This is a genomic window from Dasania marina DSM 21967, assembly GCF_000373485.1.
GTDB lineage: Bacteria > Pseudomonadota > Gammaproteobacteria > Pseudomonadales > Dasaniaceae > Dasania > Dasania marina.
In genome coordinates this window covers 131637-154036 of sequence record NZ_KB891587.1, presented here as the reverse complement: position 1 = coordinate 154036, position 22400 = coordinate 131637, and the positions used below count along the sequence as shown (strand labels likewise).

The 22400-nt window shown below is 48.0% G+C and carries 17 protein-coding genes; 10 read left to right on the top strand and 7 right to left on the bottom strand.

Annotation, left to right across the window (positions count from 1 at the left end):
* Positions 1-421: 421 nt before the first annotated feature.
* Entirely contained in the window at positions 422-2950 is a 2529-nt protein-coding gene (locus tag B067_RS0115855) for a choice-of-anchor D domain-containing protein (RefSeq protein ID WP_019531077.1), read from the top strand.
* A 400-nt stretch (positions 2951-3350) separates the two neighbouring features.
* On the opposite strand, the gene pdxR is transcribed toward B067_RS0115855, so the two are convergent.
* Complete coding sequence (gene pdxR / locus B067_RS0115850; RefSeq protein ID WP_019531076.1) at positions 3351-5153, bottom strand: MocR-like pyridoxine biosynthesis transcription factor PdxR; 1803 nt, start codon at positions 5151-5153, stop codon at positions 3351-3353.
* A gap of 659 nt (positions 5154-5812) precedes the next feature.
* Between pdxR and ssb the strand changes: the two genes are divergently transcribed.
* The 3 genes from ssb to moaB all read left to right on the top strand — a co-directional run bounded on the left by ssb (position 5813) and on the right by moaB (position 7915).
* Positions 5813-6367, top strand: coding sequence for a single-stranded DNA-binding protein (gene ssb / locus B067_RS0115835; RefSeq protein WP_019531073.1), 555 nt, complete (start codon positions 5813-5815; stop codon positions 6365-6367).
* Positions 6368-6510: 143 nt separating this feature from the next.
* Positions 6511-7380 carry a sugar nucleotide-binding protein gene (locus tag B067_RS0115830; protein WP_019531072.1) on the top strand — a complete coding sequence of 290 codons (870 nt, stop codon included), beginning with the start codon at positions 6511-6513 and terminating at the stop codon, positions 7378-7380.
* Complete coding sequence (moaB, locus tag B067_RS0115825; RefSeq protein WP_019531071.1) at positions 7373-7915, top strand: molybdenum cofactor biosynthesis protein B; 543 nt, start codon at positions 7373-7375, stop codon at positions 7913-7915. The genes B067_RS0115830 and moaB overlap by 8 nt, the downstream gene beginning before the upstream one ends.
* A gap of 139 nt (positions 7916-8054) precedes the next feature.
* Here the strand turns inward: moaB and fabB are convergent, their stop codons facing one another.
* A complete protein-coding gene (gene fabB / locus B067_RS0115820; protein WP_019531070.1) occupies positions 8055-9272 on the bottom strand; it encodes a beta-ketoacyl-ACP synthase I in 1218 nt (405 codons plus the stop codon).
* Between the two features lie 44 nt (positions 9273-9316).
* Positions 9317-9841: a bifunctional 3-hydroxydecanoyl-ACP dehydratase/trans-2-decenoyl-ACP isomerase gene (gene fabA / locus B067_RS0115815; RefSeq protein WP_026244718.1), complete on the bottom strand. Its 525-nt coding sequence runs from the start codon at positions 9839-9841 to the stop codon at positions 9317-9319.
* Positions 9842-10060: 219 nt separating this feature from the next.
* Between fabA and galU the strand changes: the two genes are divergently transcribed.
* Together galU and B067_RS0115805 are read left to right on the top strand one after the other, a co-directional pair.
* Entirely contained in the window at positions 10061-10897 is an 837-nt protein-coding gene (gene galU / locus B067_RS0115810; RefSeq protein WP_019531068.1) for a UTP--glucose-1-phosphate uridylyltransferase GalU, read from the top strand.
* Between the two features lie 140 nt (positions 10898-11037).
* Positions 11038-12402: a phosphohexomutase domain-containing protein gene (locus B067_RS0115805; protein WP_019531067.1), complete on the top strand. Its 1365-nt coding sequence runs from the start codon at positions 11038-11040 to the stop codon at positions 12400-12402.
* Positions 12403-12494: 92 nt separating this feature from the next.
* On the opposite strand, the gene B067_RS0115800 is transcribed toward B067_RS0115805, so the two are convergent.
* Genes B067_RS0115800 through pgi form a run of 4 tightly spaced genes read right to left on the bottom strand, consistent with a single transcriptional unit; the run spans position 12495 to position 17786 of the window.
* Positions 12495-13799: a UDP-glucose dehydrogenase family protein gene (locus B067_RS0115800; RefSeq protein WP_026244717.1), complete on the bottom strand. Its 1305-nt coding sequence runs from the start codon at positions 13797-13799 to the stop codon at positions 12495-12497.
* A 37-nt stretch (positions 13800-13836) separates the two neighbouring features.
* Positions 13837-14841 (bottom strand): NAD-dependent epimerase, encoded by a 1005-nt coding sequence (locus tag B067_RS0115795; RefSeq protein WP_019531065.1) that lies wholly within the window; start codon positions 14839-14841, stop codon positions 13837-13839.
* Between the two features lie 10 nt (positions 14842-14851).
* Positions 14852-16129 (bottom strand): nucleotide sugar dehydrogenase, encoded by a 1278-nt coding sequence (locus tag B067_RS0115790; protein WP_019531064.1) that lies wholly within the window; start codon positions 16127-16129, stop codon positions 14852-14854.
* 10 nt (positions 16130-16139) lie between these two features.
* A complete protein-coding gene (gene pgi, locus B067_RS0115785; RefSeq protein WP_019531063.1) occupies positions 16140-17786 on the bottom strand; it encodes a glucose-6-phosphate isomerase in 1647 nt (548 codons plus the stop codon).
* Between the two features lie 255 nt (positions 17787-18041).
* On the opposite strand from pgi, the gene B067_RS0115780 reads away from it, so the two are divergent.
* From B067_RS0115780 to B067_RS0115765, 4 genes are read left to right on the top strand one after another with little or no spacing between them, the layout of a single operon-like run.
* On the top strand, positions 18042-19445 hold the full coding sequence (locus B067_RS0115780) for a TIGR03013 family XrtA/PEP-CTERM system glycosyltransferase (RefSeq protein WP_019531062.1): 1404 nt from the start codon (positions 18042-18044) through the stop codon (positions 19443-19445).
* A gap of 23 nt (positions 19446-19468) precedes the next feature.
* Positions 19469-20092, top strand: coding sequence for an XrtA/PEP-CTERM system exopolysaccharide export protein (locus B067_RS0115775; RefSeq protein WP_019531061.1), 624 nt, complete (start codon positions 19469-19471; stop codon positions 20090-20092).
* Positions 20093-20108: 16 nt separating this feature from the next.
* Positions 20109-21629 (top strand): XrtA system polysaccharide chain length determinant, encoded by a 1521-nt coding sequence (locus B067_RS0115770; RefSeq protein WP_019531060.1) that lies wholly within the window; start codon positions 20109-20111, stop codon positions 21627-21629.
* A 12-nt stretch (positions 21630-21641) separates the two neighbouring features.
* The gene (locus B067_RS0115765) at positions 21642-22364 is read left to right on the top strand and encodes a P-loop NTPase family protein (RefSeq protein WP_019531059.1); all 723 of its coding nucleotides are present in this window, start codon (positions 21642-21644) and stop codon (positions 22362-22364) included.
* Positions 22365-22400 lie beyond the last annotated feature (36 nt).

Genomic DNA, 22400 nt, shown 5'->3' with positions numbered 1-22400 from the left:
TAGCGCCACCAAAATAACAATGTCATACACCGTTAAGTATTACTTCAATAACTCACTTGTTCTGATTAAATTATAATTTCGAAAAAAGGAAGAAGTGTCAGTATCACGAGCTTTTATAACGTCAAACACCATACCCATGAGCTGTTGATAACTTTAAAACAGGTAAGTGAGATGCTTGGCGATTAAAAGCCAAGAAGTCGATAAAGTTCAATCTTAAAGCTGCACCTTGGCAGCAATCTGGACCTATCCTTATGTGATTCTGGCATCTATCTAATCACCCTTCAATTAGCTAGCCTCTTTATAGTGTTGCGTTATGTATCAAATTAGATGCACTGCACTGCGGTCGATACAAATGACAAGTAATGGATAAAAAGTATAAGGACTCAAGAAAATAAATACTTGCAACTACGAGGCTTAAAACATGATTAATAAAAAATATTTAACCGCTATGGGGGCATTGCTTTGGGGCTGTTTATTACCCGTCCAAGCAGACACCATTTTTAGCGAAGATTTTCAAGACGGTGAATACAGCAACTGGAGCATAAGTGGCGACGGCTACGATGCCGCCAATTATTATGCGGGTAATTACTCCATGCGTACTGATGGCTTGCGGCAAGGTGTTATTGCTGTTTCCACCGAAGGTTATGAAAGTGTCAGCTTGTCTATGGATCTAGCAGCACTGTATTTAGTCTATTACGATTTTTGTTATGCTGAATATTCTACCAACAGCGGTACCTCTTGGAATATTTTACATTGGATTACCGATGGCGGTGACGATGGTTCTTTCGACACCACCAGTGTGTCCACCGGGCTGGACGACAATCCCAATGTGCAGCTGCGATTGCGCGCATACACTTGGTACGGCAACTATTGCTATGGCGATAACATCACGCTGACAGGTACACCCATCAGTGGTGGTTCCGGGCCAGAGATCGATGTGGCCGGCTCAGGCTCTTTTGGCGCGGTTGTTGTGGACGGCAATGCAACCAATACATTAACCATCACCAACAATGGTGATTCGAACCTCAATATAGGTAGCCTTACTGGTTTGGCCAGCCCTTTCAGCGTGGTATCTGACACTTGTTCCAGCAGTACTGTTACCGCAGGCAACAATTGCACCGTGGGTATTAAATTTGAACCCACTACCGAAAGCGTTTTCAGTGACACGCTGAGCATTGCTTCCAATGACAGTGACGAGAACCCCTATACGGTGAATGTTAGCGGCACAGGTGTGCCCGATAATGGCGGAGGCGGTTCCATTTACGACCCCTTTACCGGTGATGGCAACGTTAGCCGTAGCAATCTTGGCTACAGCTTTATGACTGGCAGCGGCACGCTTAACCTTATGAATTACAGCAATTACGCTGTTCCTGCTAACGCCGCTAACCCAAGCAATACTTTTGAAGGCAAGCTCACGCTCAGTGGTGAATACACCTACGGCAGCGCTACCGAGGTAGGGGGCGATAATAATTTACAGTACTACCCAGATGCTGAGCATTTGCCTGAGTTTGAGTTTGAGTTTGTGCAGCACGGCACCCACTTTATTCCCGTTACTCGTGGTCTATACGAGGACGAGCATACTTCCTGGGCCTACATTCTTGAGCCCGGTAGAGTATGGAATGAAGATAGTGATAACGGCTATTCACGTGTGTCCTTTCCATTTTCTTTGCAAGAACGAAATAATGACTGTATTTGGAACGGGGTAATGACTTTCTTATTTAAAGATGACGGCTCCGTGTCGAATGTGTCTTATCAAATAGCCTCAGAAACTTGTCTTTATATGAAAGTTAACTTTTGGGGTAAGCTGAGTGCCAGCTACTCGGATTACAGCGTTACTGGAGCGAGCACTATCAAGTCCAATTACGAGGATGAAGTGGCGCGTCGTATGCCCGTTAAACCCATTTCGGCATTGGCAACGGACTACCCTGGTAATGGTGTAGTGACGAGTAATATTGGCAGCGATATAACTGCGGCTGATATGACCATCTATGGCGTAGCTTATAATGGCGTTCACTACTCCGGTGGTTGCAGCACCCGCTATGGCGACTACCCCTTCTGTGAAGTAATGAATGTACCGTCTTACTCCACTGCTAAATCAGTGAATGGCGCTTACGGTTTAATGCGTTTAGAGCAAAAGTATGCAGGCACACAGCGCACCTTAGGCATAGATGATTATGTTAGCGAGTGTTACGGCTCTCAGTGGGCCAGCACTACCTTCGAAAATGCTATGGATATGGCTACGGGTAACTACACCTCTTCTACTTCTCATGCAGATGAGGCGTCACAAACCAAGCTAGATGACTTTTTCTTTAAGACTACGCACGCAGACAAGGCGAGCTTTGCCTGCGCCTACCCTTATAAAACCACGCCAGGGAATACGTTTGTATACCACACTTCAGACACTTACTTGCTAGGCCGAGCAATGAATGTTTACTATCAAGGCATAGCCGGTAGTGGCGCTGATTTTTTCAGTGACGTAGTCGTGGATGAGATATATAAGCCTTTAGGGCTCAGCCCCACCACATACACAAGTTTGCGTACACAAGATGCAGCTTCACAAGCGCATACGGGATTTGGTTTAGTTTATGTGCGTGATGACGTAGTGAAATTAGGGGAGTTTCTTAATAAGGCCGAGGGCAAAATTGATGGCATTCAAACTCTTGATAGCACCATGGTCAATGCCACTTTAAACCTAGGTTCTGGCGGGTTGAGTGCGGGCAGTAGTGCTGATAAGTACAACAATGGCTTTTGGTACTACGATATCGACCAGGCTACTCATGACTACGGTTGTAGTGGCGCTAAATGGGTACCGTACATGGCTGGTTTCGGAGGCATTAGCGTAGTCTTATTCCCCAACGATATGGTTTTTTATCACTTTAGTGATAACGACGAAATTGCCTGGGGTAATACTGCCATTGAGTTGGACAAGATTTCTGCATTATGCCCCTAGTTTAGTGCAGCTATTATCAAAAGCTCCAAGGATGGGGCTGCCACAATATCTATAAGTTTAAAGCCCATCTCAATGGGCTTTTTTATGGCTCTACAATATCTCTTTAGCTTGTAATAAATGTACCTAGAATGCTGGACCCATATAAAACCTAATGAAAAAACACTTAGTCAGAAAAAGTGCTTTCGCAATAAAAATTCTCGCTAAATCCAATCTTTACATGGAATTTCCTAACGCAAAAAAAGGGGGGATCAATTGAGATATTTAACACTAACATGCCAAAGTTGATCTCCAGTGGAGAAATAGAAGCTCTTTATATGAAGTAGCGGGTAGACGCCAAGTGAGTTGGCCCTATTTTTTAACACTCCTATGCCTTATAAAAAAGCTATTTCCAGATAGTGGCCTATTGTTTTGCTAATATTATTTCTCCCCTATCTTCTAGCATATTGTCTTGGCTGTACCATTGGATGTTTTTTCCGGTAATCGCTATTTTGAGGCCTAAAGCTTCACCATAAGACCAAGTGCTCCATTGCCGATACCAGAGGTCGCCTTCAATCCACCACTTTCCTTTATCGGTTTCTAGCTTATCTAACTCTGCAACGCCTGACATGGTGCCGTCCGAGTGCAATTGAATGTGGCAACTATTACCAAAAACTGTTTTCATTTTAAGCATTGCGCCTGGCATTAGCGTGCTGAGCTTATCCCCTGATATCCACGACGTAGCGTTGCACGTTAATGCGCCCTGATAATTAGAGGTCATCTCACGTAATAAATTACCTAATTTATTAATTCCTGGGCGTATTCTATCAATAGGAACACCAGCGGTTCCTATTCTCAGGGTTTTTTCTTGGGTTGATGAATCGCTATAGTAAATATTGCCGGGTTCGATAAGCACGCCGGCTAGTTTCGCTCTTGCTACCAATGCGGCTACATCAATATCGATATCTTTTTTTATTGTCACCCAGCAGGCTCCGCCTTGGCTTGGGGCGGTAATAATTAAAAAAGGAAAATGATAGTTTAACGCTTTCCATAGTGCTTTCCATCGTTGATAGAGTACATGCTTGATATTGGCTAGCGATGCATTGTAGTGCCCTAATTTAAAAAATGTGCAAGCTGTGCGTTGCTGCAAAAGAGAGGGCGGCGGCATGATTTTTTTTCGAAGCGCTTTGAGTTGCGTAATAATTGGCGGTGATGCGACGATAAACCCAAGATTTAAACCGGGCGCGAGTATGGTTGATAATTGAGAGACGTAGATAACGCGCCCTTGCGTATCTAGGCTACGCAAAGCTGGAAATTCTTGCCCCTCGTAATTGCTATCGGAATCAACGTCATCTTCGATAATGGTTATGTTTTGTTGGTTTGCTTTAGCTATTGCGGCCTTTCTGCGTTCAAGGGTCATGCAGACGCCGGTAGGGACTTGGTGGCTGGGGGTGCAATAAAGAAGCTGGCAGCTATCGATGTTGTCGTCGATTATCATGCCACTGTCATCTATAGGCTGATAGTGCAGTGTCGCTCCGCTGCTTTTCAGCATATTTCGTAGCTTGGGGGCGCCTGGATCTTCAAACGCAATCTTACTATCGGCGTCGACCAGTAGCTGTGTTATCAAATAGTGAGCGTTGTGCGCTCCAGTTGTAATAAGAATTTCTTCAGGGCTGGCGGTTATGGCTCTACGTGCAAGAGCTTTTGTTCGCAGTTGATCGATAAATTCGGGGTCATCCTCTTCAAAGTCGGTAGAACTCCATTTTTTTGCAGCATTAGAGCTGTGGGCTAATCGTGAGGCTTCTTGCCAGTCGTTGGTTGGGATAAGGTCGGTGTCTATACAGTCATGGATGAAGGGGTAAGTGTATTCATTAAGAGGGCGGTCGTATTGTTTAAAATCAACACTTTTGCCCCGCTTAATGATTTGCTTAGGGCTTATAGGCTTATCGGTTAAAGCAGCTGAGTTTATATCTGAGATTATTTTATTACTAACATAAATACCACTGCGTGGCCGGCTTTCCAAATACCCTTCATCGGTGAGTTTCTGATAAGCAAGAATGACCGTGTTACGAGAGACTTTCAGCATCTCGGCAAGCCTGCGCGTAGGGGGCAGCCTTTCATCGCAGGGCAATACGCCAGAGATAATAGCTTCTACGAGTTTTTCTCTAATCTGAGCTTGCAGGCTTAGTGCGCTATTAGGGTCAAGATAGATGAGGATTTCTTTCATAATATGGGGGGGGAGTGCCTCAGATAATTAATAGATGTAAGCCAAGGATTAAGTAAGGGGTAATCACTAGCGCTATAACCTTTAACTTGTCGCTAGATCTAGGGGGCGAGGCTTGATAGTTATTTTGTCCCGATTGTAGCATGCCCTTTCCAAAATACACGTCAAATGCCAGTGTCATAGTAGGGGGCTACGGGTCTGGGGGGCGTGGGTCAGTTTGTCGTTGAGCTGAGGCTATGGTTAGTGGGGATAAAGCTGTAGAGGGGGTATCTTGGGGTGGTGAAATAAAAAGGGGGGTGTTCAGCCGGCACCGTCGGCTGCTGTTAATCATGATCAGTAGTGATAATACTCAGCCCAAGCTAGAAGGGGATTGGTTGCATCTAGGTAGACTTATTTTGACTGGTGCTGAGTGCGAGTTAATATGGCTTAGAGGTGGGGGTAGTGCTTTTACAGAGCCGATAAATATGCGAAACTTGCCAGTTCAAACTAGCCGCAGTTATGCTGTAGCTAGCCGCTATAGCCAGTGGCCCCCAGGGCGGTTAAATAGCATGGCCGAGGGTGGCTGGCGGTAGCTCTAGAATTGTCTCTAGAACTAGGTATATAGAATAGTTTTTACATCATAAACACAGCGAACATTAGCAGACATAAGGGCAGGGAAAACTATGGCAAGGGGCATAAATAAAGTTATTTTAGTGGGTAATTTGGGTAACGACCCAGAGACCAATTCTTTACCTTCCGGCGGCGCAGTCACCAATATCAGCATTGCGACCTCAGAAAGCTGGAAAGATAAAAACACCGGTCAGCAGCAAGAGCGCACCGAGTGGCACCGAGTGGTGTTCTTTAATCGCCTCGCTGAAATTGCCGCCGAGTATTTGCGTAAAGGCTCTAAGGTGTATGTAGAGGGCTCGTTAAGAACCCGCAAGTGGCAGGATAAGCAAACTGGCCAAGACAGATACTCTACCGAGATCGTCGGTGCCGAAATGCAAATGCTGGACAGTCGTGGCGGCGCTCAGCAAGGGCCGGGGCAAGGTCAGGGGGGCTATGATCAATATAGCCAAGCGCCGCAGCAGGCCGCGCCACAGCAAACCGCGCAGGCGCCACAGCAGCCTTATCAGCAGCAACCGCAACAAGCCAGCCCTCAACAGCGTGCACCACAGGCGCCACCGGTGGCGGCAGCCCCTGATGCAGGCGCTTGGGATGACGATATTCCGTTCTAAACAAAACAGTATAAAAAGGGTCGCTGAGCGGCCCTTTTTTTTCGCGTAGCAGTCGCTAGGGTTAGAAAGTATCTATGCTAAAGCTACAGTACGTAAAGGCGTGATGGATAAATGAGTAGCTTGATAAGTTTTAAGGTGTGGCAGTGACAATACTGATAGTGGCAGAGCACGATTTTATAGGGGCAGCGATGGCGCAGCGTTTTGCTGACCGCGGTTGCCAACATATTAGTTATCCTTTGGCCGAGTTGCCGGAAGGCAAGGCTCTGGTCAGTTTTTTAAGCGAGCAGCAGGTGACGCAGGTTATCAATAGTTCGTTGGTTAGCTTGCCTGCGGCGCAATTGCCAGGCTATTTGCAGCAAGGGCCTCTACTGAGCTTACTAACGGCGGTTGAGCAGTTACAGTTGCCATACATACAACTATCCAGCAGCCATGTGTTTAACAGTGCCGAGCCGCGTCGTTATAAAGTGTCAGATTTAGCTGAGCCCGATACCGAGCTGGGGCAGATCTATCGCCGGGTGGAGAGTTATACCCGCAAGCATGTGCAGCGCTATATTATATTGCGCACCGGCGCGCTGTTTTCCGAGCGTGGCGATAATGTGCTTACCCATTTATTGGCGCAGTTTAAGCAGGGGGGTGATATCAGCCTGTCGCTACATGGCCACAGTGCCCCGGTGTATATGGATGATTTAGCCAGAGTGGTGAGCGGGCTGGTAGATCAGCTAGGCTGTGGCACGGACGAATGGGGGGTAAATGTTTGGGGGGAGTATCACTACAATAGCTCCGACCCTACCACCTATTATCACTTTGCTGAGTCGCTGCTGGCGGTGATGGCCCAGCATATCAATATCGAGCAGGTGAACTTAGTGGGGGTAGAGGCGCCGGATAATAGCTGGCAATACCCTCTGCTCAATTGTTCGAAAATACTCAGCGCCTTTGGTATTAAGCAAATGCCTTGGCGCTCGTCAGTGGTCAATGTAGTCAAACGTTATTGTAAAGAGGTGGTCGATGAGTAAGCCCGAGTTAAAACAGCAAGCCTTGAATATTGCCGTGCTGACGGTGTCGGATACCCGCAGCGAGGCCAATGATACCTCGGGGCAGTATTTGGTTGGGGCTTTGGCCGAGGCTGGCCACAGCCTAGCCGCTAAAAAGATCGTGATTGATGATGTCTACCAAATGCGTGCGGTGGTATCGCAGTGGGTGGCTGATGCTGACATACAGGTAATTTTAGTGACTGGCGGCACCGGTTTTACCGGTCGCGACTCTACCCCTGAGGCGCTGAGGGTCTTGTTTGATAAAACCATAGAGGGTTTTGGCGAGCTATTTAGGCAAATATCCTATCAGGAGATAGGCACCTCTACCGTGCAGTCCCGGGCGCTGGCAGGCCTAGCCAATGAAACAGTGATATTCTGCATGCCCGGCTCCACCGGTGCCTGCAAAACCGCTTGGCATGGCATTATTGCCGAGCAGCTGGATAGTCGCCATAAGCCCTGTAATTTTGTCGGGGTGTTAAAGGCTCGCCGGCAGCAGGCTGCCAGCGAGAGTCACTAGTTACCAGTCTCTAGTCACTAGTTATCAGTCTCTAGTTCCTAGTCGCTAGAAAAAGCAAAGGCACAAAAAAAGCCGTTATTCTTTATCAAAAGAATAACGGCTTTTTCGTTTTTACTATCGACTACTAACTAGCGACTCTTCAACTCTCATAGCGCTTGAAGATCAGTGTCGCGTTAGTACCGCCAAAGCCAAAGCTGTTAGACATCATTTGATTGAGCTTGACGTTGTCTTGGCGAGTTTGCACGATGTTGAGGTTGCCGGCTTCTGGGTCTAGGTTCTCAATATTGGCAGAGGCGGCGACAAAATCGTGCTCCATCATCAATAATGAATAAATCGCTTCCTGTACCCCGGTGGCGCCCAAGGAGTGGCCAGCTAACGATTTGGTTGAGGCTATCATGGGGCTGTTGTCGCCAAACACTTCTTTAATCGCTTTCAGCTCTTGTATATCACCGGCAGGCGTTGAAGTGCCATGGGAGTTGATATAGTCAATCTTGCCGTCAGTGGTGGCCATGGCTTGCTGCATGCAGCGCACCGCGCCTTCGCCGCTGGGGGCTACCATGTCGTAGCCGTCAGAGGTGGCGCCATAGCCGGTAATTTCACCGTAAATTTTGGCACCGCGCGCTAGCGCATGTTCTAGCTCTTCAACCACTACCATGCCGCCGCCGCCAGAGATAACAAAGCCGTCACGGTTGGCGTCGTAGGCGCGGGAAGCGGTTTCGGGGCTGTCGTTATATTTGGTCGATAAGGCGCCCATGGCATCGAATAAGGCACTGAGTGACCAGTGCTCTTCTTCGCCGCCGCCAGCAAAAACCACATCTTGCTTGCCTAGCTGAATTTGCTCAACCGCCGCACCTATACAGTGGGCGCTGGTGGCGCAGGCTGATGAGATGGAGTAGTTAATGCCCTTGATTTTAAACGGGGTGGCCAAACAGGCTGATACCGTGCTGCCCATGGTTTGGGTAACGCGGTAAGGGCCTACACGCTTAAGGCCGCGCTCACGTAGTATATCGGCAGCTTCAATTAAGTTAGCTGAGGATGCGCCGCCAGAGCCGGCAATAAGGCCGGTACGAGGGTTGGATACCTGGTCGTCCGCCAAGCCTGAGTCGGTAACGGCTTGCTGCATAGCAATGTAGGCATAAGCTGCCGCATCGCCCATAAAACGCAATTGTTTGCGATCTATGTGCTCTTTAAAGTCTATGTCTATGGTGCCGGCGATATGGCTGCGAAAGCCCATGTCTTTATAATCTTGGCGAAAACGTATGCCCGATTTGCCTTCTTTAAGCGAATCAAGAACGCTGGGGATATCGTTGCCTATACAAGAGACTATGCCTATGCCAGTAATCACTACGCGTTTCATGGGGGTACCTCGTTGAAATTCTCTTGGTAAAAGTCTATGGCTACTTAAAAGTTTGCGTCGTCTGCTTTAAACAAGCCTACGCGCAAATCGTTAGCGGTGTAGATAACTTCGCCATCACAGGCAACCGTGCCATCGGCTATGCCCATAATCAGCTTGCGCTCTATCACGCGCTTTAAATTAAGAGTGTAGGTGACTTTTTTGGCGGTGGGCAGTACTTGGCCAGTGAATTTAATTTCACCTGAACCTAAGGCGCGGCCGCGGCCAGGGTTTTGACGCCAGCCTAGGTAAAAGCCAACTAGCTGCCACATGGCATCAACGCCTAAGCAGCCAGGCATAACAGGGTCGTTTTTAAAGTGGCAATCAAAAAACCATAGGTCGGGGGTTATATCTAGCTCAGCAATAACTTGGCCTTTACCGTATTCGCCACCTTCAGAGCTGATGCTGACTATACGGTCTACCATCAGCATGTTGTCCTTGGGGAGCTGCGCATTGCCGGGGCCAAACAGGTCGCCGTTACCGCAGGCGATTAGCTCTTCCTTGGTGTATGAGTTTTGCTGAGGTGCTGACATATAGCTATCCGATTGATAAGGCTGTAACCCCATTATTTTATGATGCAGGGTTAATGAGGGGTGCAATTGTAATCTATAGGCTGTTGATGTCCAGAGGGTGGCTGCGAAATGCTGGTAATATGTCGCCTTGGCCTTGAGAAAGCAGCGCCAAATAGGCTATGCTCGCCGCCAATTAATGGAATTTCCCGTTATGGGGCTCAATAAAAACCGGTGCCAAATATGATAAAAAAATGCTTATTTCCTGTTGCAGGCTACGGCACGCGCTTTTTACCCGCTACCAAGTCTATGCCTAAAGAAATGTTGCCGATTGTTAACAAGCCCCTAGTGCAATACGGGGTAGAAGAGGCGATAGCCGCGGGCATGGACCAAATGGCCTTTGTTACCGGCCGTGGCAAGCGAGCAATTACTGACCATTTTGATATTAGCTATGAGCTAGAGCACCAAATTGCCGGTAGCGCTAAAGAGTCCTATTTAACCGGCATACGCGAGGTGTTGGACAAGGCCCGCTTTACTATGACCCGCCAGCGCGAGATGAAAGGCTTGGGCCATGCCATTTTAACCGGCGAAACCCTCATTGGTAACGAGCCCTTTGGTGTGGTGCTGTCCGATGACCTGTGCTTAAACAACGGCGGCGATAGCGTGATGACGCAAATGGTTAAGCTGTATAAACAGTTTCGCTGCAGCATAGTGGCCATACAGGAAGTACCCGCCGATCAAACCGAAAAATACGGGGTGATTGCCGGTGAGTTGTTAAAGGATGGCCTCTACCGTGTCGATGACATGATAGAAAAGCCCAGCCCCGAAGAGGCACCCTCTAACCTAGCCATTATTGGTCGCTATATCCTAACCCCCGATATCTTCGACATCCTGCGTGATACCCCCCCCGGTAAAGGCGGCGAAATACAGCTAACCGACGCACTGTTACAGCAAGCCAAAAACGGCTGCGTCATGGCCTACAAATTTGAAGGCCAGCGTTTTGACTGCGGTAGCGTTGATGGCTTTATAGAAGCCACCAATTTTGTGTATGAAAATATCTATAAGAAACAACAAAAGTAAAAGCTACAAGTTACAAGTTACAAGTTACAAGTTACAAGTTACAAGTTACAAAATTATTAGTGCAGGTTTTTCGAAGTCAATCGCTTTCTTAAAGCTTGCCGCTTACCACTTAAAGCTGCCCGCAGGGCAAAGGTTTTCCAATGTCTCAGCCTCTTACTTGTTTTAAAGCCTACGATGTTCGTGGCCGTATTCCCGACCAACTTAATCCTGAAATAGCCTATCGTATAGGTCGTGCCTATGCTGAGGTCATTAAGCCTAAGCGTGTGGCGGTGGGTTACGATATACGCTTAACCAGCCAAGAATTAACAAATGCCTTAGCGCAGGGTTTGATGGACTCGGGGGTGGATGTTTATGACATAGGCCAGTGCGGCACCGAAGAAATTTATTTTGCTGCGTTTGCGGGCGAGGTGGATGGCCACAAGATGGATGGCGGCATAGTGGTTACCGCCAGCCACAACCCCAAAGACTATAACGGCATGAAGTTTGTACGCGAAGGCTCTAGGCCTATTAGTGGCGATACTGGCCTATTTGATATACAGCGCTTAGCCGAGCAGGGCAACTTTACCGACGCTGCGCAAAAAGGCCAGCGGCATACGCTGGATACCGCAGAGGCTTATATAGAACACTTGCTTAGCTATGTCGATGTGGCGCAATTAAAGCCCATGAAAATTGTGGTCAATGCCGGTAACGGCGGCGCCGGTGATGTGATTGATAGAATCGAATCCCATCTGCCGTTTGAATTTATCAAAGTGCATCACCAGGCTGACGGCAACTTCCCCAACGGCGTACCTAACCCCTTGCTCATTGAAAATCGCCAGCCGACCATAGATGCGGTAAAAGCACACAAGGCCGATATGGGTATAGCCTGGGATGGTGACTTTGATCGCTGTTTTTTCTTTGACGAACGCGGCGAGTTTTTAGAAGGTTACTATGTGGTGGGCTTATTGGCCGAAGCCTTTTTAGCTAAGTCGGGGCCAGCAAAAATCGTCCACGACCCGCGCCTAACCTGGAATACCATCGCCTTAGTCGAAGCCGCTGGCGGCACAGCCGTGCAAAGTAAAACCGGCCACGCCTTTATTAAAGAACGTATGCGCAAAGAAAATGCCGTCTACGGCGGCGAGATGAGTGCCCATCACTATTTTCGTGATTTTGCCTACTGTGATAGCGGCATGATCCCTTGGCTGTTAGTTGCACAATTAATTCAGCGAAAAGGCCTAACCTTGTCGCAACTAGTGGCAGAGCGCGTAGCGGCCTACCCTTGCAGCGGTGAAATTAATCGTGAAGTTAAAGATGCCGCCGCCGTGTTGAAAAACGTCGAAGCCGCCTACTGCGCCGATGCGCTAGATGTTGACCGCACCGATGGCTTAAGTGTTAGTTTTGCCGATTGGCGTTTTAGCTTGCGCATGTCTAACACCGAGCCGGTAATACGTTTGAATGTGGAGTCGCGCGGTGATGTTGCGTTGATGCAGCATAAAACAGACGAGCTTTTATCTTTCATTGAGTAAGTTAAACAGTAAATAACGGCAACCATAAAAAACCCGGCATTAATCACTAATGCCGGGTTTTTTATGGTTTGCGATTATTTAACTTGGGGCTGCTATCGGCCTACGCCGTAATAAACAAAACCGGCCTCGCGCATTTTTTCAGGCTCGTACACATTACGTAAATCGACAAAAATATTGCCGCGCATTAAGGCTTTAATTTTAGCCATGGGCAAGCCCCTGTACTCATTCCATTCTGTCATTAGCACCACAATATCCGCATCAGTGACTGCCTCATAAGCCGTTTGGGTATACACAACGGAATCTGGCAGTAGGCTTTTCGCTTCTTCCATTCCCTGAGGGTCATGGGCGCGAATGTGGGCGCCTTTGTCACAGAGCGGGGGCAGAATCGAAAGAGCGGGGGCGTCCCGCATGTCATCGGTTTCTGGCTTGAACGTTAAGCCTAACACCGCGATGGTTTTGCCTGCTTCGCTGCCGCCTAGGGCGTGGCGTATCTTTTTAACCATCTTGGCTTTTTGTGCGGCATTAACTTCAACTACCGCTTCGACAATGCGGCTTGATACGCCGTGTTCTTGCGCAATTCTTACCAGTGCTAGGGTATCTTTTGGAAAACATGAACCGCCGTAGCCTGGCCCCGCGTGAAGAAACTTCTTACCAATACGGACGTCTAGGCCCATGCCTTTTGCTATAGCTTGAACGTCGGCACCAACAGCTTCGCATAATTGTGACATTTCATTGATAAAGCTAATTTTGGTAGCGAGAAAAGCATTGGCTGCGTATTTGATAAGTTCGGCGCTTTCTAAATTGGTGACCTGTATGGGGGCTTCAATAAGGTTAAGCGGGCGGTAGAGTTCGCGCAGCAGCTTTTCGGCGCGCTCACTTTCTACCCCTAGTACCACGCGGTCGGGGCGCATAAAGTCACTAATCGCGGCGCCTTCACGTAAAAATTCAGGGTTTGAGGCGACATCGAAGTCAGCGTCGGGGTTAGTTTCTTTAATAATGCGTTCAACCTGTCTAGCGGTACCAACAGGAACAGTAGATTTATTAACGATAACGGTATAGCCAGAGAGGTTGGCGGCAATATCTTTGGCTGCAGCATACACATAAGCTAAATCTGCATGGCCGTCACCGCGACGGCTAGGGGTGCCAACGGCAATAAAAATTAAGTCAGCTTGTTTTACCGAGCTGGCTAAGTCAACGGTAAAAGAGAGGCGGCCCGATTGCGCGTTTCTGCTGACTAGGTCTTCTAGTCCCGGTTCATAAATCGGAATGCGGCCATCATTGAGGCGATCAATTTTGGCTTGGTCTAAATCTACACAGATGACGTTTGCGCCAAACTCTGCAAAACAAGAGCCCGAAACTAGGCCGACATAGCCGGCGCCGATCATTACAACGTTCATGCTTTTCCTTAGGCCACTCAACCATGTTGGGCTGCGGCTATGGGTAGTAGTTTTTATACCACGCAATAAAGTTGGCGACACCTGTTTTTATATCGGTGCTGGGCTGATAACCCACCTCATCAATCAATTCAGATACGTCGGCGTAGGTGTCAGGCACATCGCCTTGCTGCATGGGCAATAAGTTCTTCTGCGCTTTTATTCCTAACTCTTGTTCTATTAGCTCTATAAAGCGCATTAATTCCACCGGCTTATTACAGCCTATGTTGTATATGCGGTAAGGCGCAGTAGAGCTGGAGGGGTCGGGGGCGTCGCTATTCCACAGAGGGTTAGGCTGGGCAATTTTATCGCAGCTACGTATGACCCCTTCGACGATGTCGTCTATGTAGGTGAAGTCGCGTCTATGATTGCCGTAGTTAAAAACATCGATAGGTTCGCCGGCAGAAATTTTGCGGGCAAAAATCATGGGTGCCATATCGGGCCTACCCCATGGCCCGTAAACAGTAAAAAAGCGTAGGCCGGTGGTGGGTATATTGTATAAATGGCTGTAGCTATGCGCCATGAGCTCGTTAGATTTTTTGGTGGCTGCATAAAGACTCACCGGGTGGTTAGCGCTGTGGTGGGTGGAAAAGGGCTGTGCTGTATTAGCGCCGTATACCGAGCTGCTAGATGCGTAGACTAAATGTTCCGTTTGATGGTGGCGGCAGCACTCTAAAATATTGAGAAAACCGCTGAGGTTAGATACCACATAAGCTTGTGGATTAGTAATTGAGTGACGCACCCCAGCTTGTGCCGCCAAGTGTATGGCTCGCTGCGGTGCATGGCGTTTAAAAACGGCATCAAGCTTAGAGTAGTCGGAAAGGCAAAACTCATAGTGATGATAGTCTGGGTAATCTTCTAGGCGTTTTAAACGGTCACGCTTTAACTGGGTATCGTAATAGTCATTAACATTATCAATGCCTATTACGGTGTCGCCCCTGTTTAATAATTGGATGGTGGTTTCGCAGCCTATAAAACCAGCGCTACCGGTAACCAAAATAATCATAAGTAATCCGCTATAGCCGCCCGTCAACAATCTCTGTAGGTAGCGCGTATTTCAAATCATAAATCACGCAGTTATCTTTGCAGAGTGCTTTCGTTTTCTCTGCGGGCCATTCTTTAAACTCGTTATGTGCGACGGCTAAAATAATAGCGTCATAGTGATTGTCTTTTAATTCTTGCGACAAACTGATGTTGTAGTGTTCCATAGAGTCGCTGTTGCTAACCCACGGGTCATACACGTCAACTTTTGCGTTACAGAGTGATAGCTCGTGGTAAATATCGGTGACGCGGGTGTTGCGTAGGTCGGGGCAGTTTTCTTTAAAGGCGAGCCCTAGAATAAGAATGTTAGCGTCGACTATATGTATGCGTTTTTGTGTCATCAGGCGCATCACTTCATTGGCAACGCGTTTGCCCATGCTGTCATTCAAGCGTCTGCTCGCTGAAATTATCGCCGGGTGATAGCCATTTTTTTCAGCTTTGTGTACTAAATAGTATGGGTCTACGCCTATGCAGTGGCCGCCTACTAGCCCAGGCCTAAAAGGTAAAAAATTCCATTTAGTGCCGGCGGCTTTAAGTACATCTTCGGTGTCTATGCCCATATCTTTAAAGATAATGGATAGCTCGTTCACCAAGCCAATGTTGACGTCGCGCTGGGTGTTTTCAATAACTTTTGACGCTTCAGCTACTTTGATGCTACTGGCCAAGTGCGTACCTGCATGAACAATGCGCTGATACAGCTTATCGACATAGTGTGCCGTCTCTGGCGTGGAGCCCGAAGTGACTTTGATAATATTGGTGATGCGTCGCTCTTTGTCGCCGGGGTTGATGCGCTCAGGGCTGTAGCCAGCAAAAAAATCTTGGTTAAAGGTTAAACCAGAAAATTCTTCAATAATGGGTACGCAGATTTCTTCTGTGCAGCCTGGAAATACCGTGGATTCATAAATAACGATATTGTTTTTTGAAATCACCGAGCCTAATAGCTCTGAGGCTTTTTTCAGTGGGGTTAGGTCGGGCTGTTTGCTGTCATCTATGGGGGTGGGTACGGTGACTATATAAATGTCACAGCCTTTTAAGTCCTCAACATTATTGCTTAATTGTAGGTGCTGGGCTGCCATTAATTCTTCTTTAGTGCTTTCTAGCGTGTTGTCGTGGCCAGCTTTTAAATCATTAATGCGTTTGTTATTAATATCAAAACCAGTACAGGGTAATATCTTGCCAAATTCAATCGCTAAGGGCAGGCCTACATAGCCTAAACCAATAACTGCAATACGAGGTTGTGCTGGAAAGTCCATAAAAAGTCCTTTAAATAGTCTTTGTTTTTAATTCGCTGATTGCAGCTAGTGTGGCGGGGTTGTGTAGCCCGGCACCGTCGCTTTGCAGGGCAGTGTAAATCGTGGCAGAGGCGGTTTTGCCTAGCTCAACACCCCATTGGTCAAAGGCATTGATGTTCCAAATAATACTGGCGGCGTAAGTTTTATGTTCGTATAGCGCGACTAGTGCCCCCAGTGCCTGTGGGGTAAGTTGCTCTACGCTGATAATACTGGAGGGGCGGTTGGCGGGCATAACTTTATGCTGGGCCAGTAAGTGGGCGTCGTCAGGGCTGTAACCAGCGGCAATGAGCTGCTTGATAATGACTTCGCTGCCCTGCCCGTCCATTAAGGTTTGGGCCTGAGCTAGGCAATTAGCCACCATGTGTTGGTGTTGTGTTTGGTTGGCGCTGTGGCTGTTTAACGGCACAATAAAGTCTACTGGGATCAGCTGGGTGCCCTGGTGTAACAGTTGGTGAAAGGAGTGCTGGCCGATAGTGCCGGCGCTGCCCCAAAGTACCGGTGCGCTGGCATAGTTAAGCGGGTGGCCCTGCCTATCGACGCTTTTGCCATTGCTCTCCATGGTAAGTTGCTGCAAATGGTTAGGTAGTAGCCTTAGCGTGTGGTCGTAGGGTAATACGGCAACATTACTGCAGCCCCAAAAGTTGACGTACCATATTTCTAACAGCGCTAAAATAACGGGCAGGTTGTTGCGCAGCGGGCTGTTAAAAAAGTGCTGGTCCATCTCCTGGGCGCCGGCCAATAGAGCTTCAAAGGTGCTAAAGCTAGTGGCGAGCGCTATCGGTAGGCCCGCCGCAGACCACAGAGAAAAGCGCCCACCTACCCAGTCCCACATGGGCAGAATGTTGGCGGCATCGATGCCGAATTCTTCGCATTGGTCGGTGCGGGCCGAAATAGCAATAAAATGTTTACTAATATCGGGTTGCTGCGATTGCTCAACTAGCCAGTGTTTGGCGGCCTGGGCATTGGTTAAAGTTTCCAGGGTGCTCCACGATTTAGAAATCACAATAAAAAGCGTGGTGGCGGGGTTGAGCGTGGCTAGGGTATGTTCAAGGTCGCAGGGGTCTATATTGGTGACAAAGTGCACCTTGAGTGTGCTGTTGTGATAGGGGGTTAGCGCCTCGGCAGCCATGCGCGGCCCTAGGTCAGAGCCGCCTATCCCTATGCTGACGATATCGGTGATAGCTTGGCCGTTATAGCCCGTCCACTGTTGTGAGTGCAGTTGTTCGCAAATGCGCTGCATTTTAGCGCGGCAGTCCGCGGCTAGGCGTTGTTCGGTTGTTTGGCTGGCTGAGCTACGCAGCTGGTTGTGCAGCGCCGGGCGGTGTTCGGTGAAATTAACGGCTAAGCCTTGCTCTAGGCTATTGATGGCTGCGGGTAGCTCGCAGTCTTCTGCCAGTGCCAGTAAGTCGTCTAATATCGCCTCATTAATAAAATGCCGAGACAGGTTGGCCTGTATCTGGGGGGCGCTAAAGTTAAAGTGTTGGTAGTGCTTATTATCGTGATTGAAATAATCAGCTATGCTTAGCTGTTGTGCACGGGCAGCTTGGCCTATAAGTCGGCTCCAGGCCGAGGTATGGGTGGGGTTGGTGTAGGAGATGGGGTCAATTAATGCCGGCATAGGTTTGCTTACTGATTATCGTTTTATTGTTAAGGTCTTTGCTATGATTGTTTGATATTATGCGGGCATAATATCACGGCTATCTGCGGGTGCTATCATAACGCACACATAACGTATAAAAGAATAACGTATACGCGACAACTTGGCTGTATAAGTTTAATCAGAATAATTCACATCAAGCATGGCTGTTTTCTGAGCATTTAACGTGAAATGTTTGCAATCATGCTTTAGGTAAAAACTGGGACGTCGTTATCCGTGGCACATATTCGAATATTTAATCATTACGTACAATCCCCTTTTATTTTTCTAGCGCTTACCGAGTTTGCGTTGCTGGCTGTGTGTGCTTATTTGGGGGTGACGCAGTGGGGCTGGGGTGAAGAAGAATTACGTCACGGTGAAGTCGGTATGCGCTACTCACTGGTTTATGCGTTGGTAATGCTGCTAGCTACCTTCTCGCTAGGCTCCTATGCAGCGGGTGTGCGCGAGAGCTTTGCCGGCATGGCGGTGCGCTGTGTGGTGAGCTACTGCCTGTTGGGCAGTGCCGCCATGGTGATCTTGTTTTATTTAGTACCAGGCCTCTATATCGGCAGGCGCGCCTTATTTGGCTCTGTGCTCTTGTCGCTGGTGATTATTCTGCTGGTAAGAAAGCTGTTCTATCTATTGGTTGATATCTCGCAGTTGCGCCGCCACGTCTTGGTGCTGGGCGCGGGCGTTAAAGCCGCCGCTATAGACAGGGTGCGAAATGAGCAGGCGATAGGCTTCGATATCGTTGGCTTTATCCCAGCAGCGCCAGAGCAAACAGTGTTACCCCAGGAAAAATTATTAGATGCCATTGGCGGCCTGCAGCACCTAGTCGACAAATATAAAGTCGATGAAATCGTGATTGCCGTTGATGAGCGTAGGCGCAGCTACGGAGGCTACTTCCCGTTGGAGGAGCTGCTGGAGTGCAAGCTAAAAGGCGTGCGCATCACCGAAGCGGTACAGTTTTACGAGCGTGAACTCAGCCAAATAGAGCTGTCAGAGCTGCATCCGGGCTGGATGGTGTTTGGCGATGGCTTTCATTACAGCTTGGCGCGCGACATTACCAAGCGGCTATTTGATATTAGTATCTGCTCGCTGCTACTGCTGTTGGTCTGGCCATTAATGCTATTTGCCGTGGTTGCGGTATTTTTGGAGTCAGGTTGGCCGGTGCTGTATACCCAAACGCGCACAGGCTTAAATGGCGTGCCGTTTAAAATCTACAAATTTCGCAGTATGACCCAAGATGCCGAAAAAGGTGGCAAGGCGGTGTGGGCTGCCGCCAATGATGCTCGTGTTACCCGGGTGGGGGCGTTTATGCGCAATACCCGTATTGATGAGCTGCCACAAATCTTCAATATTTTACGCGGTGAGATGAGCTTTATAGGCCCCAGGCCTGAGCGCCCAGAGTTTGTGGAGGAGTTAAAGCAATCGCTGCCCTATTATGATTTTCGTCACCGGGTTAAGCCGGGGTTAATGGGTTGGGCGCAATTAAACTACCCCTATGGCGCGTCTATAGACGATGCCGAAAAAAAGTTAGTTTACGATCTGTATTATGTAAAAAACCATAGCCTTTTGTTAGATATGTTGATTGTGGTGCAAACCGTAGAGGTTATTCTGTTGGGCAAAGGTGTTAGGTAATTGTGACGTTAAAGGGAGCGACTATGAATAATAAATATGTAAGGTATCTGTGGTTTGTGTTGGTGGTTTGCTTAACCGCCTGCGGTGGCCAGCAGTATGATGTTATGCCCGAAGAAGGCTTAGTAAAAGATTACTCGTCCGAACCTTATACCGTTGGTGTGGGTGATGTGATTAAAGTTGAAGTGTGGGGTAATGATAAGTTATCCCTGCAAGTGCCGGTGCGCCCCGACGGTAAAATTTCAATGTCACTAGTGGGTGATGTGTTAGCGGCGGGCAAAACAGCAGAGGGCTTATCGCAACACATTACCGAGCTGTTATTAAATTATATTAAAAATCCTCAGGTTACGGTTATTATCGCCAACCCTAGCAGCGCTGATTTTCAGCATAGAGTTAGGGTAACCGGTGCGGTGCGCTCGCCGCAGTCTATACCCTACCGCAAAGGGATGACGGTAATGGATATAGTCTTATTAGCCGGTGGCTTAAATGAGTTCGCCAAAGGCGATGATGCCAAGCTGTACCGTCGTGTTGATGGCAAAGTAAAAGTTTATTCCGTAAACCTTGATGATATTTTACGTTCCGGCCGTTTAGAGACTAACTACCCGTTAGTGCCTTCCGATATCGTAACTATACCCGAACGCTCATTTTAATGACTGGTAAACAATAATGGAAACAGCTCTTTTAGCTGAGTTGGCGCAAGCTGTTTGGCGAGAAATAATACAGTGGCGAAAGTGGGTTATTGCAACCGTGCTGCTGGGTGCATTTGCGGTATTAGGTGCAGGTTTTTTTTGGGCAGAGCAATACGAAACCGATACCTTGCTCTATGCCGATGTCACCAACATTATTCAGCCCTTATTAAAAGGTAAGGCCGAGGTCACTAATATTGACCGCACCAGCGAAGTCAGTGAAATTATTTACACGCGTCGCATCTTAAAGCGCGTGGCCGATGATGTGGGTTTAATCGATCCTGACATGGAGCTCAATCGTCAGGAAGCGGTAATTTCTGGCCTGCGCGATCAAATAGGGGTAGAGAATGCCGGCAAAAACTTCTTGCGCATTGTTTATCGGCATCCATCACCAGAGCGCTCCTTTACGGTATTAAATGCCGTAGTTGATGCGTTTATTAAAGATACCTCTGACCGCCGCCGTAAAGAAAGCCGTGACGCCTATGAGTTTATTGCCCAGCAAGTAGAAGGCTATAAGCGCCAGTTAGTATTGGCCGAGCAACAGCTCAAGGAGTTTAAGTCTAAAAGTTTAGATGGCACCCAGGCCAGTGTTAACTCGCGGATAGGAACATTGCGTACGCAAATTGAAGAGTTGAAGCTGACGATTGATGAAAGTTCTGCAAGAAAATCATCCTTAGAGCAGCAGATAGAGAACGAAAGTGCTTACCTCACTACCCGTGATAAAGTTGATGAGCAGCGTGAGCGGCTTGCCATTCTTAGTGAGCGTTTAGACCTATTGCGTTTAAGCTACCAAGAAACATACCCCGATGTAGTGACCTTAAAAGAGCAAATCGCCGAGCAACAAAATATTATTAAATCGCTACAGGGTGATACCTATATAGGCACCAGTAGTAATAATAATTCTAAAGAAAACCCGCTATACGAAGAGTTGCGGGTAAGGCTGTCCGAAAGCGCTGTCGATGTTCGTAGCCAAAAGAAACGCCTAGAGGCGATGGGCAGAATGCTAGAAGAAGAGTACGCGCGGGCAGAGCGAGTGGCATCGCGCACTGCTGATCTCTCTGAGTTAGTTCGCGACTATGACGTCACTAAAAACATCTATGAAGATATGCTAGAGAGCAAAGAGAAAGCAAGGCTTTCGATGACCTTGGATATCGAAGGGCAGGGCGTAAGCTATAAAATTCAAGAGCCAGCGGTGTACCCTTTAAAACCATCAGGCTTACAGTTTTTGCATTTTGTTATTGCCGGGCCGTTAATCGGTTTGTTATTGCCTATAGGCTTAATCATTGCCTATGTCATGTTGGACCCGCGGGTGCGCTCTGCTATGCAGCTTAGAGAGGCGTTGCCAGAAGGCATAGAAATACTGGCAGTAGTGCCGCATGTAAACACCCCTTTTGTAAAACGTTTACTGCGTAAAGACATACTACTATTAGCGATGTTATTAGCGGCGGGGGCAGTGGTTTATGCCGGTATAGCCTATGCACGTATCTCAGGCTCTATATAAGGAAGCGCTAGCATGACGAGACTAGAAGCAAAAGCAGAAGCAAAAGTAGAAGACAAAAACGATATTCGCGACATGGCTGAGGTGCCGCAGAAGTCTTTAGAAGAGCTCACCGCGTTAAAATTAATTTATCCCGGCATGCAGCAGCGGGAGGTGCTTAATGCTTTTCGTGACTTACGGGCAAAATTGGTACAAAAGCATAAAGGCAATAATTTCGTCTTATTAGTAAGCTCGTTAAGCGCTGGTGGCGGCGGTAGCTTTGTAGCCATGAATGCGGCAGCTTCATTTGCACTGGATGAAGGTAAAACGGCTATTTATATAGATTGTAATCACGAGCACTCCTTTGCTGCAACCGTGCTGGGTGGTTTAGAAGGCTATGGTTTAGTGGACTACCTAGAAGATGAAACCCTAGACGCCAAAGATATAATTTACTCAGCAGGTATCCCTAGGGTAAGAGTTATTCCGCCAGGCATGGGCAGTGATACCTCAGTAGAGCGCATGGCCTCAAGCCGTATGCGCGAGCTTATTAGCTCTTTAAAGGGCCGTTATAATGATAGGTTTATTGTATTGGATGTGCCGCCAGTCAGTGAATCATCGTTGGCGCGTATATTGTCTAGCGAAGTGGATTTAGCGGTTTTAGTTGTGCCCTTTGGCAAAGTTAGTGTCAATCAGGTGTTGGCGGGTATTGATGCGGTGGGCGAAGAGCGCTTTGCTGGGTTAGTGTTTAATAATGAATAAGGTAAGTCGCTAGTGGGTAGTCTCTAGTCGCTAAAG